This window comes from Galbibacter pacificus (assembly GCF_029603165.1).
Taxonomy (GTDB): Bacteria; Bacteroidota; Bacteroidia; order Flavobacteriales; family Flavobacteriaceae; genus Galbibacter; species Galbibacter pacificus.
The window spans coordinates 114,853-131,646 of record NZ_JAQSVC010000001.1; the positions used below are offsets into that span (position 1 = coordinate 114,853).

Sequence of the window (16,794 nt, forward strand, 5' to 3'; positions counted from 1 at the left end):
AAGTGAAACCAAAATTCATACTTTTTTGAAATGGATTTTTTAGTTTTACAGAAGAAAAGCCCATAAAAAAACCACCTCATCTCGAGGTGGTTTTAATTTTATAAAATGGTTATGTTTTTTTTACTAATAAATATTAGTTAACATCCCAGAATAGCTTAGTGGTTTGATTGTCGCCACCAATAGCATCTGAAGCGGCAGACCAATTAGCTTCATTAAGGTTTTGTTCGTTTATAGGGTATGTATACCTTGTTGGGATGGGATTTTCACTAGAAACAGGTAAAGTAAACATGTTTATGTCGTACTTTCTCCAAACAGTCCATCCTTCAAAACCTCTGTTGTACATGGCAATCCAAAATTGATTACCAATCTTTTCTCTCCAGTCAGCTCCCGGTGCAGTTGCATATGCCACTTCTGGCATGGCTAGATATGCACTCGCATCACCTGCATTCCAATATTCAAATGAAGCGGTAATACCTTCTTCATAGAATTCTTCAACAGTGCCTCCTACATTGTAAGATCTAGCAGCGGCTTCAGCTAAATAGAAAGAAACTTCTGCATAATCCAATAAGTCTCCAGGATATGTTGGCTCTAACATAACAGGTCCTATATGTGTATAGGAGTTAAAGTTGTTGTTATCTCCATAAGGACCACCTTCGTATGTATCTGCTCCTAAGTTATCATCAAAATATACCATTCTTCTTGGGTCATCAAGTCCATTCATGAAATCAACAATGGTACTTGCTACCACAAAGTCAGATCTACCAGATTGAACTAAGTCTACCCAAAGTGGATTGGTATTAGGTGCAAAGCCTTGATATGGTATAAGTGCATTATCTTCATTTGAGGTAAATACACCCGCAGCTACAGCAGCTTCAACTGTTTGTTGGGCAAGAGATGGATTTACGTCACTTAACCTGATACCTAGTCTCAATTTTACAGAATTAGCAAATTTTGACCATTGTGCCATATCGCCTTCATATATCTGGTCTTCATCCATATAGCCGCTTCCAGTTTGAAAATCAGGAATAACAGTATTGATTCTGCTAATTAGATCTTCGTAGATAGTAGCTGCGTCATCGTATTCTGGAAGTGGGTAATTTTCGATATCCAATGCTTGAGTATAAGGAATATCCCCAAAACTATCTACTAATTGTTGCCATGTATAAATTGCCAATAGTTCTATTTGAGCTAAGCGGCCAGTTTTTTCAGAACTTGATAATTCAGGATCTTCCATAACTTTAGCTTTAGCATCTTTTAAATCGAACAATACATCACGATACATTTCACTCCAGTGATTTTGGGTGATATTTCTCCCATTTAAATCATAATTGGATTCGTCGATATATGTCGTTTCAGTCCAGTACTGAGATAACAACCTATAAACATTCAGGTTTACACTGGTGCTGGTCATTTGATCAAAAAGGCTCTTTGTAGCTGATGTGAAAAGAGCACCGGAGGCTACTTGCTGAGGATTTTTTGGGTCCTCGTTGTAGCTTTCATATTTATCATCGCTCTGACAAGATGATAGTACGAGAGCGATTGTGAATATAGATACAAATATTTTTTTCATGATTAATTTTTTAGAATTGTAGTTTAAGACTTGCTCCTATTTCCTTTACAGCAGGATAAGAACCTGATTGGTACCCTTGGATATTACCAGAGCTTAAACCAGCTTCGGGATCAGCATAAGGAACATTCTTATGAATAATCCATAGGTTTCTACCTATTAATGAAAGAGAAGCTCCGCTTAGAGGTAGTTTGCTGATAAAATCTTTACTAAAGTTGTATGTTAAGCTAGCTTCTCTAAGTTTAACATAAGATGCGTCGTAAACATGAGCGGCATTTGGTGTTCTAACATAACCCCATGGATTTGCATAGGTAGTAGCTGCAGCTCTAACATCATTTGGAGTTCCATCTTCTTTTACACCTGGGAGAATAACCCCTCCGCTATCTGCACCACTGGTAACAGGATTTCTTACAGGGTTTCCTAAATCGTTAGTGCCTGCTGTAAAATCATATAAACCTGTAGCGTAACCATACCATGTATCAAGCGAGAATACATCTCCACCTTTTTGGATATCGATTAAGAAACTCAAATTAAATCCTTTGTATGTGAAGCTGTTGTTAATACCACCTTTCCAATCTGGATTTATATTTCCTATAACATTGTTACTAGCAGAGGTTCTTAAATAATAACCATTGCTACCTACAACCTTTTGTCCATTATCATCATAGATATAATCTGAACCTCTAATGGTACCATATGGTTCTCCAGGTGTGGCGTTAATACTAACACCTCCTTGAAGGCTAGCCATTACTAAGTTATCAATACCTTCTCTAAGCTCAACTACTTCACTTCTGTTTCTAGCCCAGTTTAACGTAATGTCCCATTTAAAGTCTTCTGTTCTGATTGGCGAACCATACAAAAGTACTTCAACCCCTTTATTTTCAATAGTACCGGCATTTAGCCATCTTGAAGAATAACCAGTGGCATTAGAAAATGGAACATTTACAATTTGATCTTCGGTTCTTGTATTGTAATAGGCAACATCAAAACCTAATCTTCTTTCTGCAAAAGCCATTTCAAGACCAAATTCATAAGATTTTTGTCTTTGCGGCTTTAAATCTATTGTGTTTAATGCGCTTGGGTTAGTGGCAACACCAGAACTATTAAATGCAGTAGAAACATCATATGTATTAAAAACCCTGTATGGGTCGGTATCATCACCAACTTCTGCGTAGTTAGCTCTTAATTTTCCCAAGTTTAACCAACTTGCTTCCATCAACTGAGAAAACAAGAAACTTCCAGAAACTGAGAAATAGCCATACGTATTGTCTGCTTTAGGTAAAGCAGAAGAACGGTCTCTTCTGTATGTACCTTCTAAGAACAAAAGATTGTCATATCCTAAACTTGCTCGTGCATATACACCGTCTACCATTTTAGTTGCATCGTATTCGTCTGGTGCTTCTAGCGGGCTAACGGTATTAATTAGTGAGTATAGTCCAGGAATTGCTAAACCTCCATTTGTTGTAGCTCTAATAGAGTTCCAAGTTTGTCTTCTAAGGTTAAATCCAATGTTTCCATCTAAATTTAATTTTTCAGAAAGATCTTTATTGAAATTTAAAATTAAATCGTAGTTGTATTCTGCTACATCATTGTTGTATCTGGAATATTGAGACACATCTGCACTTCCTACATTTATTCTTTCTTCTTGTAATTCACTATATGTATCGTACGTGAACCTTCCCAATAAACTAAATACATCGTTTATTTGGTAGTTTAAAACAACATTACCAAAATATCTATTTCTTGAATCTGTTTCATAGTTTTCATAGAAAACCCAGTATGGATTGTCTGAATATATAGGACGAAGGTTGGTAGATGAGTTAGGGTTCCATGATAAGTTTTTCCCTGTAGAAAAATAAGCTTCTTTTTGCTCTTGGAAATCTACATTGGTTTGGAACCATTGTCTAAACTGTTGCATAACGTTTTTAGAATCGTATCCAGTTCCATAACGTCCTTTACCACTTGTTTTGGTGTAAGTCATAGCTGCTGACAACTTTAATTTGTCAGTCAGGTCATGAGATGCATTAAAGTTTATGGTATTTCTTTTAATTCCACTATTTGGAATAATACCTTCTTGATCAAAATTAGTGATACCAACTCTAAAGCTACTTTTGTCGGTGCTACCATCAAAAGATACTGAATTGATTACAGTAGCAGCACTTTCAAATATAGAATTAGGGTTGTTTTTACCTGCTACCCAAGGAGATGCTTGTTGATAGGTAGATAATTCTGGATAAATAGAATTCCACTGATAAATCATTAAGTTTGGATCAAAAGCGGCACCATAAGAGGCATCTTCTGTAAATGGTGTAGTTAAATCATCTATTCCATCACCATTGATATCAGCAAGGTTAAAGTAACCGTCGTCTGATGAATAATAAGGACCATAACCAGCACCATATTTATCTTGATATGTAGGAAGGGTAGACTTATCTACTGTGCCAACAGTTACACTGGAATTAACAGTTACTCCAATACCTTTTTTAGTTCGGCCTTTTTTAGTTGTGATAATCACGGCACCGTGCATACCTCTAGACCCGTAAAGAGCTGTTGCGGCAGCACCTTTTAGTACGTTAATGCTTTCAATGTCATCAGGGTTAATATCTGAAGCGGCATTACCATAGTCAAAACCACCACCACCACTTCTTTGGGCTGATGTGTTTGTATTTTCGTTGCTAATTGGAATACCATCCACAACGAATAATGCTTGGTTGTTTCCAGAGATGGAGTTGTTACCACGAATTACAACATTGGAAGATCCACCTAAAGTACCGGAACTTTTTACGTCCAATCCAGCAACTTTACCAGAAAGCGAATTTACGAAGTTGTTAGTCTTCACCTTTGATACAGCTTCGCCATCAACTTTTTGTGTTGCATATCCTAATTGTTTCTTTTCCCTTGAAATACCTAAAGCCGTAACTACAACTTCATCAAGAGCTTGCGCATCTTGCCCTAAAGTAACATCTATGCTGCTGGCAGCACCTACAGTTCTTTCTTCAGTTTTTTGCCCTACAAAGGAGAATACCAGTACATCTCCTGTGCTAGCTTGGATGGAATAATTACCATCAAAATCAGTTTGAGTACCATTGCTGGTCCCTTTAACTACTACATTCGCACCAGGTAGTGGCAGCCCATCTTGGTCTGTGATCACACCCGTTACGGTTTTTTCTTGCGCAAAAGTTATTTGCACAATTAACGCTAGGATTAGCGTCAAAAATCCACTAAACTTTGTTCTCATTTTATAAATTTATTTGAATTAGCTGACGCGAAAATGGTAATTTAATGTTAATAATCCAACTTTTCTTAAGAAAAAATAAAGAAAAATAACATTTAAAACTTTAACATTACGTACTTGATAATTAAGAATACCCCTATTTAACAATACGCTAATATTTATGTATTGTATAGTTTAAATTTTGACATATTCTTAATTTCCTATTGGAAGGTTAAAAAAGTAAAAAAATTGTTAGATGATATTGTTTTGAATATGAAAGTGAAGTTTTATATAAAAAGGGATCAGTGTATGTAAACTGTTATTTTTTAACTATGCTATGGAAGTTATAACATGGTGAAAATATTATTTGGGTTTTAGAATTATAATAAAAGCAGTCCCATTATACAAAAATGAGACTGCTTTTATTATGGAATATGATTTAATTAAAAATCATTGTTTTTCAAATACTGTTCTAAATTGACCAAATGAACCAGCATCTACGGTGTTTGTTGTAGTAATATCTATAATGCCAACACAATTACCCGGGGATGGAGCACTTGTTCCAGTTCCTTCCCATCTTAATTCACCATAAGTGTAACCAATGTTGTTTGTGTTAAAAGCAGGCTGCTTAGCAATTGTTAAGTTTCCAGTACCTGGGTCAACATCAACTATTACATCATATGCTTCAGGATGTGCAGCTACATTTACCATAGTAAATTGATTTTCGCCTGGCCCATCTATAACCTCAAATGGTTGAGGCTGTCCAATATAAAAACCAAACTCATCAGTGGTTGCAATATATGTTCCCGCATAATCATTAATGTTATATGGACAGGTATACGCAATAGATGCGCTCAAAGATTTGGTTTTGTCGTTGATTACTATTTCACCATTAGATGAAACTTCCGATATCATTAAATTTAATATTGGAGTCTCTGATACTGGTGTAGATATCCCATCTGTGATGATAGTGATGGGGATTCCACCTTCATAGATATCTTCTGAAGCATCAGGAGTTAAAGTTATCGTTTTGGAATTTAATCGATAATTAACTCCCTCCTCTGCTGTAGAACTGGGATCAACACTTATGGTAACCGTGACTTCATCACTGAATTTGTTTACAGAAGGTCCTATTATTTGAACAGGAATTTCAGAGTTAACTTCTTGGCCATTAGCCTCAGCTTTGAAAGTAGCTGTGCTGTTTGCAAAGCCGACTAAATTAGGCCCTGTTCCAAAATCGGTGACTTCATCATCGAGTAAACATGAAGCAAACATTATCCCCACCGCTATACAAACAGCTAATAATTTTATGTTTTTTATATTTTTATTTTTCATGATTTAGAATGTTTTATTTCCAAAAAGGGTTCTTGGTGAATGCATCTTCAGTTGTTGTAGGCGGAACATTGTCAGAATTTCTTGAATATTCGGAAGTAGGATACAACAATCTAATAGGGCGTCTATTCCCTCCATCAACGGATGTTGGTAAATCAGTTGGGAATCCGGTTCTGGTATATTCAATCCATGGTTCAATAGAAATACCATTTAGTGCAATCCATTTTTGAGTGATTATAGCCTCAATTTTATCGCTGGAAGAAGCCCAGGACACGTTTTCAATTGCTTGACTATAATAAGTTTGCGCATCTTCTGCTTCTAAATAGTCGAAGGAAGCCTCAATCGCCTGGTTATATAAATTCATTGCCACAGCATCTCCCCCTGGAATATAACCTCTTGTAACAGCTTCAGCTTGTAAAAAAAGAGCTTCAGATAATAACATAAGGGGTTGATCTTGATCAGCGCTTTTTAGAATTCCTGGACCAACAGCAGACAAATCATCTGAAGTGAACCCTTCACCTGGAAGATTTATAGATTGATTTACACCTTTAAGCTCATCGGCATTATCACTTCCTGTATATATTCTTAGTATACGAGGGTCATTAGTGCTATCCAATAAATCTATAGCATAATCGGTAGCAACTGTAAAATCATGACGATCGGTTTCAACCCCGGTTGATTGATACCCGAGATAGCCATAAACAGGTGTTTGTTGGTCAGCATTTTGAGAATAACCTGGGTTTGCTGAAATATTATCAGTTATATACCCTGCTCCATTTGCATCTATGAGGGCAATCTGTTCCTGTATATAACTATCTTGCCCAGAATTACTCATGCGCATTAACATCCTTAATTTGACAGTATTGGCAAATTGAGCCCAAGCTGTCATGTCGCCATGTAAAATAATATCGCTATCTCCAGGATTCTCTGAATTTTCTGAAGGAATGTTAAGGGCAAGGTTAGCAGCAGTCGTTAATGAGTCTATAACATTTTTATATATAGTCTCTTCATTATCGTATACAGGTGTAGTATTTCCCCCTCTTTGATTAGCTTCCGAATAAGGAACATCTCCATATAGGTCAACAAGGTATTGATATTGGAACCCTGAAAGAGTCTCAGTGATAACTTTGTATGAACTATAATCTAGAACACCTTGGGGATCGGCATACTCTTCAACGAATGTTAAGTTTTTAAAAATATCCGCATATGAGCTCTCGAAAATGTTGGTGTAAAATGTATTTGTGACATTATATCTTAACAAATCACCATTGGCAGACCAGTTCGAAGGTACTGCATAAGAATATGCAAAGTATTGTCCAAGATACATCATAGAAGTGCCATAGAGATTTGCTAACTGTTGTTGAGCAACTGGCAATGTGAGTTTGGGTGTCGATGTTGGAGGATTGTTTGGATTGTCATTTACATCCAAAAAATCATCACTACAACTTGCTAATACTGTCAAACAGATGATTAGCAATATTCTTCCAATTTTATTAATTTTTATTTTCATCATTATTTCTTTAAAATTTTGCCGTAAGTGTTATACCATACTGTCTTGTAGGTGCAGTTTGGCTTTGAGAGCCGAAACCTGTAGCATTACCACTATTGTAGTTAAATTCTGGATCAGTATATACATTATCCTTAGGCCTCCAAGTGACTAAATTTCTCCCGTAAATACCAATATTTAAATTGGTAAGTCCTAAATTACCTATTGCGTCTAAATCAAAGCTATAACTCAAAGCGACTTCTCTTAATTTAAGTGTTGTAGCATCGGTAACATAATTTGATTTTGTGTTATTATAGGTGTCCCAGAAATTATTACCCCCACCTGTTGTAGGTCTATCTGTATTTTCTACATAACCTCCGTTTCCATCTGAATAAACAGAATTAGGAAATATAAACGGTTGTCTATTTGATGTAACACTGTGTTGTGTAAGTCCTGTAAATTCTAGGGCATCAACTAAATTATTATAAAATACGTGGCCTGTTCTGTAATCCATAACAGTATACAATTTAAATCCTTTGTAATTTAGCGTTGAATTTAAGCCAACAATATAGGTAGGCACAGTTTTGCCTTGACTTTTTAAGTCTCCGTCTTCGAGTGGGTCTCCATCATCACCTACGATAACTCTTCCAAATTCATCTCTTTGATAATCGGTAGTTTTAATTAATGGATAAGGTTGCCCGACTTCAGCTACGATTACTGCACCATATGCTGAATTATCAGCATAAGGGCCACCGATTTCTACCTGATTAACTCCATCTTTTAATGATAAAACTTTTGAGTCATTTAAGGAATAATTAAGGTTTACATCCCATGAGAGGTCTTCATTTCTAATAATTCCTCCTCTTAGATCGATTTCAATACCTCGGTTTTGTATTTCACCAATATTGGTGAAAATGCTTCTTGCTCCTGAAGTGACCGAGGTGTTAATAGGAACAAGTTGGTCTGTTGAATTTGTTTTGTATAATGTAACACCACCAGAGAGTCTATCTCCATTAAAGAAACCAAATTCGACGCCAGCTTCCATTGAAGTTGTAAACTCCGGTTTTAGATTTGGATCAGGCTCTTGAGATGATAATGAAAGCCCTGCATTGGCTCCATAGGGGAAAGAACCATAGCCTTGTGATCCATCTGGCGCAAAGAATGAGCGGTTCGAATCATATGGGCTTAGGTCATTACCGGTTTTAGCTATGTTAAATGTAGTTTTTAGATAATTCAAGGTCCCTTTAATAGCGGGGAAGGCAGTTGTAGGAACGAATGAAATTCCTCCGCTGGGGTAAAAGTAAGACCTACTATCTTTAGGTAGAGTTGAAGTCCAATCATTACGGCCAGAAGCGTTTAAAATAAGGTAGTCCTTATAATTTAAAGTAAGGTCACCATAAACTCCAATCTTTCTGTACTCTTCAGAATTTTCAAAACCTTCTAAATTTCCCGTTCTAGTTGAAACATTATAAAAATCAGGTAAAATTAAGTTGTTCCCAGAAACTTGTATATTTTTTTCATTCTCAATTCTTACATTATTACCGATATTAACATTCGCATGTAAATCCCCTAAATCTTTGTCGAATGTCAAGATAAAGTCGCTATTAAACCTGCTACGGTTAAAAATTTCGTCACGTACTGAAGGAGGAAATTCAGCAATAGTTGCATAATCATTAGGAATAGTGAAATCATACGATAAGCCACCTAGTTCATCTTTTTGTTCGTCGCTATATTTCGTATAACCCATTCGAACATTGGCCTCAAACCAGTCTGTGAATTCATAGTTTGCGTCTGTTATAAAAGTAAATTCAAATGTATCGGATAAATTTCTTTGAGTATCAACTATAAAATAAGGGTTTTCATAAAAACGATAATACGAAACCTCATTTCTTGTAAATTCTCCATTTCTCCAATTTTTATAATTCGTAATTGGAATATGCAATGGCGTATTAATTACATACCAATAAAGAGGCCTTGATTGATGACCTCCTGAGCCGACTTGGTTAGTGTGAGATCTAAAAAAAGAAGCATTCCCATTAATTGTAAATTTTCCATATTCTAATCCTCCCTTTAATCTAACATTCGTCCTGTTATATTGATCTTTCGGGATGGTTCCCTTAATATTGGAGTGGTCAATTGAAAACAGGAAATTACTTACATTATCACCACCTTGAACCGTAACACCATTTCTAATTGTACTTCCGGTTTCAAAAAAACTTCTATGGTTATTAGGGATAGGGGAATATGGTACTTGAAGGACTCTTCCGTCGGGATAAGTTTCACTTGCGTCAACAAGTCTTCCGTCAAATCTTGGCCCCCAATTTACGTTTTCTAATGGATAAAGGGTTCCGTCAGGAAATCCTCCGACACCAAATTCATCTTGGAATTCAGGCATATAGGATATGGATTCCTGTTGATAAGTACTGTTAAAAGTAACTTGGAGTTTATTCGTACCTTTTTTTGTTGTGATTAACACAACTCCATTTGATGCATCTGATCCGTATAGGGCAGCTGCATTAGATCCTTTTAACACAGTAATGTCTTGAATGTCATCAGGGTTGATTCGATCTAAAACACCCCTATTGCTAGGGTAACCATCAATAACAATTAAAGCTTCATTATTTCCTAGTAGAGATCTATTACCACGTAAGATCACTCTTGTATTTGGATTAACTCCACTACTAATAGTGTTTACTTGCAAACCAGAAACTTTACCTGCAAGAGCCGTAGCGGCATTAACTGAACGTGTCTCAGTTAGTTGGTCATTGTCCACTTTGGCAACAGAATAAGAAAGTTCTCTTGAATTTCTTTGAAGACCTAATGCTGCTGTAACTACCACTTCGCCTAATGTTTGAGCATCAGTGCTTAAAGTAATGTCGATAGTGTTTTGGGTACCAATACTTCTTTCTTCTGTTTTTTGTCCTACATAGGAAAAAACCAGAACATCACCTGTGCTGGCCTGGATGGAATAATTACCATCGAAGTCAGTTTGAGTGCCATTGTTTGTTCCTTTAACTACTACACTCGCACCAGGTAGTGGCAGCCCATCTTGGTCTGTGACCAAACCTGTTACGGTTTTTTCTTGTGCAAAAGTTATTTGCACAACTAACGCTAGTATTAGCGTTAAAAATCCACTAAACTTTGTTCTCATGTTTTAATATTTATTTGAATTAGCTAACACTAAAATGGTAATTTTTTGTTAAAAACACAACTTTTATTAACAAAAAATAAAGAAAAATAACATCTGAAACCATCGAATGTAATTGATGATTAAGAATATACATGTGTAGAAATGTGCCAATATTAGGGTGTTGCTACTGTAGAATATAGTTAAAATCATAATTTCATTTTAGTAATAAAAAAAATATTAATTTTTATTAAATGCCAGCTATTGGTATTTTTTAATAGGACAATTCAAGTTATTCTAGAATGTTTTGGGTTTTAATGAAGTGGATTGAGTTTCTTTGGGGAAATTAATTGCAAGAGCCTCCATACATTGAAGGCTCTTGTTTGGGCTTTTATGCAATTTGTATAAGCTGTTAGTTATATCCCGGATTTTGTTCCAGGTTGTCGTTGGTGTCAATATCCCTTTGTGGGATTGGCAATACAAGAGACTCGTCGTTATATGGAAGGTTGCCCACATTTAAATGTAATCTTTTTATGTCGTGAATGGCAAAGCCTTCAAATGCCAGCTCCCTTTTTCTTTCGTCTAAAATATCCTGGAGCGTAATGCCCGGGATGGGATCGGCATTTGCCCTTGTGCGTATTGCGTTTATTTCATCCTCTGCGCTCATGCCTACGCCGGTACCTTCTCTAAAATTAGATTCGGCTCTTATTAAATGCATTTCGGCTACCCTTATGAACAGCACATTGGCAAATTGAGCTTGCCATTTTGTGGTAACATCAGTGCCGTTTCCTTCGTAAAAAAAGTCCATTCTATCATCTGGGACGGTAAAATAATCAAAATATGGTAGCTCGATAGACACGTCGGCAGTAAGCGATCTCCCTCCAAATTCGCGGGTAGACCAATAAGTGTTCATATCATTTATGCCATCTTGTGCGGTTACTTGCCATGCTAAAATATCTTCTGTTGAGTTGAATTCGTTGTTAAATGCGCCTTCATATGTTGTTGTTATTACATGACCGCTGTTTTCAATTACGTCATTGGCGGCATCTCTTGCGGCTGGATAATTTCCTTGCTGTAGATAGATTCTTGCAAGCAGTGCTTCGGCGGTATATTTGTCGGCAAATTCTTCGTTTGATTCGGGTAATAAGTTGTATGCATCCGTAAGGTCGTTTATTGCTTGGCTATAAACTTCGCTAATGGTACTTCTGCTGGGAAATTCTATTTGTGAAGCATCTGTTACGGAATTTAAAACTATTGGTACTCCCAATCCGTTGTTTGCTTGTGTTGTCTCGTAAGGTTGGGCAAAAAAGCGAACCAATTCAAAATACATCATCCCTCTGATAAATTTTGCTTCCCCTTCCATCCTGTTTTTGTCGGAGTCTTCAGTAACGACATTCAAATTATCGAGCACAATGTTTGCTTGGTTGATGGTTTCATAGCCTTCAATCCATAAATCCGCCACAAACGAATTTGTGGTGGTGATTCTTTTTCTGTTGAATTCCCCTGGTTGCGAGAAAGTACCGCCCCAAAAAATTTCGCCATCGTTGGCCAATAATTCTGAGGCTAAGTAAATTTGTCCTCCATAAAGTTCTCCCTGCCCGGCTAAATCATATGCGCCAGTTAAGATGTTTTGAATGTTCTTTTCACTCCCGGTTGCAGCGTCTGGTGTCAGGCTTTGCTCTGGTTCTAAATTTAAATTATCTGCACAGCTTATAAGTACAACGGTGAGCAGGCTTAAAATAATTCTATTTATGTATGTTGTTTTCATTTTTATCTATTTAAAAGTCTATGTTGATGCCTAAAGTCAATGTTTGTGCCGGTGGCGCAGAATAGAAGTCAACGCCTACTGCCAAATCATTGTTTGAATTAAAGTCGGCTGTAGATTCTGGATCCCATCCGGTGTAATCGGTAAATGTTAGCAAATTAAATGCTGTAAAATAAAGACGCAGTCGTTCTACTTGAAATTTTTTTGTTACTTCTGAAGGGATTGTATAGCCAAGGGTTACATTTCTTAACCGTATAAAATCTGCTTCTTGCAGATACCTTGTGGATTGTTGTGTCCCATTAGCGCCAAACAGCCTTGCTTGTGGAACATCGGTAATGTCTCCGGGTTGTTGCCATCTATCTAACTGGTCACTGGTTTGATTGTCGAAATAATCTGCACTGGCCGATTGAAACCTTCCGCCGTCATTATAAATAGAGGCTCCCCATTGCCCCTGGAAGGTGAAAGACATATCGAAATCCTTAAACCTAATGGTATTTGAAAGACCGGCAATTAAATCTGGAAATGGGCTCCCGGAAACTACTCTTGAAGCTTCATTGAATTCATTGGTTGTCGATCTGTCTATTGTCCCGTCGGGATTTAAAGTGTTCCTTACAAACAAGGCGTCTCCGTTATCAGGATCGGCCCCGGCAAATTCTACCATATAAAACGATGCAACTGTTTCTCCTTCCCGTGCTATATTTCTCCCAGATATAATGTCACCGCCCGGTAATTCTGTAATTTCATTTTTATTAGTGGAAATGTTGAAAGAAGTTGACCAAAAGAAATCTTCCTTGATAAAGTTTTTGGTGTTTAAAACAAACTCGAATCCTTCATTTTTTAATTCGCCTACATTTTGTGTAATGGATGTAAACCCAGAACTTGAAGGAACGGGTTGGTCCAATAATAGGTCTGATGTGTTTTTATTGTAATAATCTGCCTCAAGCGAAATGCGGTTATTGAAAAACCCAAAATCAATTCCAAGGTCATATTGACTGGTGTTTTCCCATTTTAAGCTTGGATCGCCTAATTGTGTTGGAGATAATGCTGCGCGTTCATTATATGATGCACCACCAAATAGGCTTCTGGATGCGAAATTTCCAATTCCCGCATTTCCGGTGATGCCCCAACTCCCGCGGATTTTTAATAGCGACAATGTTTCGTTGTTTTTTAAAAAGTTTTCTTCAGAAATTATCCATCCGGCCGATACGGCAGGGAAAAGGCCGTACCTTTCGTCCTTGCCAAACCTTGAAGAGCCATCGTAACGCAAACTTGCTTTTAAAATATATTTGCCGGCAATAGTCGCCCCGGCCCTGCCGAAATAGGATAAAAAATTGTAAGCTGTCCTGCTGGAGCCCCCGCCTGTAATTTCTGCTGCACTGTCAACAGTTTGTAAGTCATCCGAAGGGAATTCTTGGCCCTCTACCGATTGCAGTCGCCTCCTGTCATCTTCGTAAGACATGCCCGCAACGGCATTAAAATCTATGTTTGAGAATGTCTTGTCAAAAGAAAAATAATTGTTTAGTACGTACTTTTCGTTCTCCACGGCATTTGCATCTGCATAGCCGTTGGTTGAGGCAGATTCGGTCAAGCTGCCAAAAAAACGTTCTTCCACCTGGTTGTTGAAGTCATACCCGAATTCTGACCTAAACTTTAGGCTTTGGGTAATTTGGTATTCTCCATAAAGGTTTGCAAGGACCCTCCATATGTTTACCTGGTGGTCTGCATTGTATTCTTGAAACAGAAAGTTATAATATAAGGTACTGCCATTGGGAACAACCCCATTATCTTCATATGGTTTGGAAAAAGGTAATTGAGCAATGGCTTGCAGGGGCGTTGAAAATGAATTGTCATTAGAAAGTCGGTCGATTTTAGTTTTGGATATCCCTGTGCTGATACCTACCTTGAACTTGTTCGAAATGGTGTGGTCGATATTAGACCTTAAGGAATAGCGTTCTAATTTATTGCCTCTTATAATGGCATCTGTTTTGTTGTATCCGGTCGATAAGAAAAACTGGGTTTTTTCGCTACCGCCACTTACATTAACCCCAAAGTCTTCAACCGATCCGTCAACAAGTGCTAGGTCCTGCCAATCGGTGTCCACTTCGTTGTTTCTCCAGTCCGCTTCATTTTCGGCAAAAAGATTAAAATAATATGCGGCATCATCTTCGGTTCCGCCACTGTTAATGGTTGCTTCGGTAAATAAATCTACATATTCCCTGGTATTTAGAAAATCCCTTTTGTTGGTGGGTTTGCTCCAGCCGTATGATGAGTTAATGGAAACTTTTGTTTTTCCCGCCTTACCTCGTTTGGTAGTGATTAGAACGACCCCGTTTGTACCTCGTGCACCATATATGGCTGCCGAAGAAGCATCTTTTAAAATTTCTATCGATTCGATATCGTTCGGGTTTAAACTTACCAAGGGGTTGATGGGCGAGTCGTTTATATTTTCGTCGCTGTTAATCATCGGGACCCCGTCTATAACATATAATGGTTCTTGTGATGATGAGATTGTGGCAACTCCGCGAACCCTTATTTTAATGCCCGATTCGGCTTTTCCGTTAACCTGTGTTACCTGGACCCCCGCGGCCTTACCGGATAATGTGCTCTGGACGCTGGGGGTAGGGATAAGGTTGATGTCCTCTGAGGATACCGAAGCAATATTGTCGGTAACTTCCCTTTTGGTGGAAGTACCGTAACCAACAATCACTACTTCGTCCAGCGCCTGTGCATCTTCCTGCATGGTTATGTCAATAGTGCTGCTGTTCCCTACGGTGCGTTCTTCGGTTTTCTGGCCTATATAGGTATATATAAGGACAGAGCCAACGGTTGCGTTTATGCTGTACTTACCGTCAAAGTCGGTTTGAGTGCCGGTATGTGTACCGTTAATCTGGATGTTGACCCCCGGGAGCGGGAGTCCGTCTTGGTCTGTAATAGTTCCGTTAATCGTTTTTTCCTGTGCATATGATAAATAGGTCATACATACAAGAATTAGCGTGAAAATGACACGTAATTTTGTTTTCATTATTTTGATATAGTTTGAGATTAGCTTTGGTGAAAATACAAACAATTATGTTAAAATAATTAACATTTTAACTCAAATAGTAAAAAGCATTGTATAATTATTTGTAATTCAATTTCATTAACGAATTATTGTTAATATGTTAACTGAATAAGTCCTTTTTTATGGGTTTTTAATTTGGTTTGCTGCCTTTGTTCTTTAAAGAGGATGGATAAGTTTTATAAAGTAATATAGGGGGGGCATGCAGATTTTGTTGAAAATTAATTAATTAAGATTTGATTTGTTGATAAATATTTCTACCTTTGCCACCCTTTTAAGCGAGAGGTGTGTTCGGTTGCGAACTGTGAGCCAGCACTTTATAAGGATTTTTAATTAATAAAACATAATTATTGTTAAGTAAATTATGCCAACAATTTCACAATTAGTACGAAAAGGAAGAGCCACGATTACTAAGAAGAGTAAATCGGCTGCTTTGGATTCGTGTCCTCAAAGAAGAGGGGTTTGTACGCGTGTGTACACTACTACACCTAAAAAGCCAAACTCTGCTATGCGTAAAGTAGCAAGGGTTCGTCTTACAAATGGTAAGGAAGTGAACGCATACATTCCCGGCGAAGGACACAATTTGCAAGAGCACTCGATAGTATTAGTAAGAGGCGGAAGGGTTAAAGATTTGCCAGGGGTAAGATATCACATCGTTCGCGGTGCGCTAGATACAGCTGGTGTTCAAGGAAGAACGCAACGTAGATCAAAATACGGAGCTAAACGCCCTAAAAAGTAATTAAAACTTTTAAAAAGAAGACATGAGAAAAAGACAGGCCAAAAAAAGACCTCTTTTACCAGACCCAAGGTTTAACGATCAGTTAGTAACGCGTTTCGTTAACATGATGATGTGGGACGGTAAAAAGTCTGTAGCTTTTAAGGTTTTCTATGATGCAATAGACATTGTAGACGAGAAAAAACAAGACGAAGAAAAAACTGCTTTGGAAATATGGAAAGATGCGTTGTCTAACGTTATGCCACACGTAGAGGTAAGAAGCCGACGCGTGGGTGGGGCAACTTTCCAGATCCCTATGCAGATCAGACCCGATAGAAAAGTATCAATGGCTATGAAGTGGTTGATTAGCTATTCTCGTAAGAGAAACGAAAAATCAATGGCTCAAAAATTAGCAGCCGAAGTTCTTGCCGCATCCAAAGAAGAAGGTGCAGCTGTTAAGAAGAGGGTTGATACTCATAAAATGGCTGAAGCAAATAAAGCATTCTCTCACTTTAGATTTTAGTAAAAAA

At 37.5% G+C, this 16,794-nt stretch carries 9 protein-coding genes; 2 read left to right on the forward strand and 7 right to left on the reverse strand.

The features are described 5' to 3' along the window. Nucleotides 1-133: 133 nt before the first annotated feature. From PSF86_RS00575 to PSF86_RS00605, 7 genes are all read right to left on the reverse strand, one after another. Complete coding sequence (locus tag PSF86_RS00575) at nucleotides 134-1,570, reverse strand: SusD/RagB family nutrient-binding outer membrane lipoprotein (RefSeq protein WP_277898114.1); 1,437 nt, start codon at nucleotides 1,568-1,570, stop codon at nucleotides 134-136. Nucleotides 1,571-1,580: 10 nt separating this feature from the next. Further along, nucleotides 1,581-4,805, reverse strand: a complete 3,225-nt coding sequence (locus PSF86_RS00580) for a SusC/RagA family TonB-linked outer membrane protein (protein ID WP_277898115.1) — start codon at nucleotides 4,803-4,805, stop codon at nucleotides 1,581-1,583. A 426-nt stretch (nucleotides 4,806-5,231) separates the two neighbouring features. After that, the gene (locus tag PSF86_RS00585; protein ID WP_277898116.1) at nucleotides 5,232-6,116 is read right to left on the reverse strand and encodes a hypothetical protein; all 885 of its coding nucleotides are present in this window, start codon (nucleotides 6,114-6,116) and stop codon (nucleotides 5,232-5,234) included. Between the two features lie 13 nt (nucleotides 6,117-6,129). Continuing rightward, nucleotides 6,130-7,626, reverse strand: a complete 1,497-nt coding sequence (locus PSF86_RS00590) for a SusD/RagB family nutrient-binding outer membrane lipoprotein (RefSeq protein ID WP_277898117.1) — start codon at nucleotides 7,624-7,626, stop codon at nucleotides 6,130-6,132. 7 nt (nucleotides 7,627-7,633) lie between these two features. Then, entirely contained in the window at nucleotides 7,634-10,750 is a 3,117-nt protein-coding gene (locus tag PSF86_RS00595) for a SusC/RagA family TonB-linked outer membrane protein (protein ID WP_277898118.1), read from the reverse strand. A 388-nt stretch (nucleotides 10,751-11,138) separates the two neighbouring features. Next, nucleotides 11,139-12,494: a RagB/SusD family nutrient uptake outer membrane protein gene (locus PSF86_RS00600; protein WP_277898119.1), complete on the reverse strand. Its 1,356-nt coding sequence runs from the start codon at nucleotides 12,492-12,494 to the stop codon at nucleotides 11,139-11,141. Nucleotides 12,495-12,504: 10 nt separating this feature from the next. Further along, nucleotides 12,505-15,513, reverse strand: coding sequence for a SusC/RagA family TonB-linked outer membrane protein (locus PSF86_RS00605; RefSeq protein ID WP_277898120.1), 3,009 nt, complete (start codon nucleotides 15,511-15,513; stop codon nucleotides 12,505-12,507). 400 nt (nucleotides 15,514-15,913) lie between these two features. On the opposite strand from PSF86_RS00605, the gene rpsL reads away from it, so the two are divergent. After that, nucleotides 15,914-16,288 (forward strand): 30S ribosomal protein S12, encoded by a 375-nt coding sequence (rpsL, locus tag PSF86_RS00610; protein WP_143954394.1) that lies wholly within the window; start codon nucleotides 15,914-15,916, stop codon nucleotides 16,286-16,288. Between the two features lie 22 nt (nucleotides 16,289-16,310). Further along, complete coding sequence (rpsG, locus tag PSF86_RS00615) at nucleotides 16,311-16,787, forward strand: 30S ribosomal protein S7 (protein WP_277898121.1); 477 nt, start codon at nucleotides 16,311-16,313, stop codon at nucleotides 16,785-16,787. Nucleotides 16,788-16,794 lie beyond the last annotated feature (7 nt).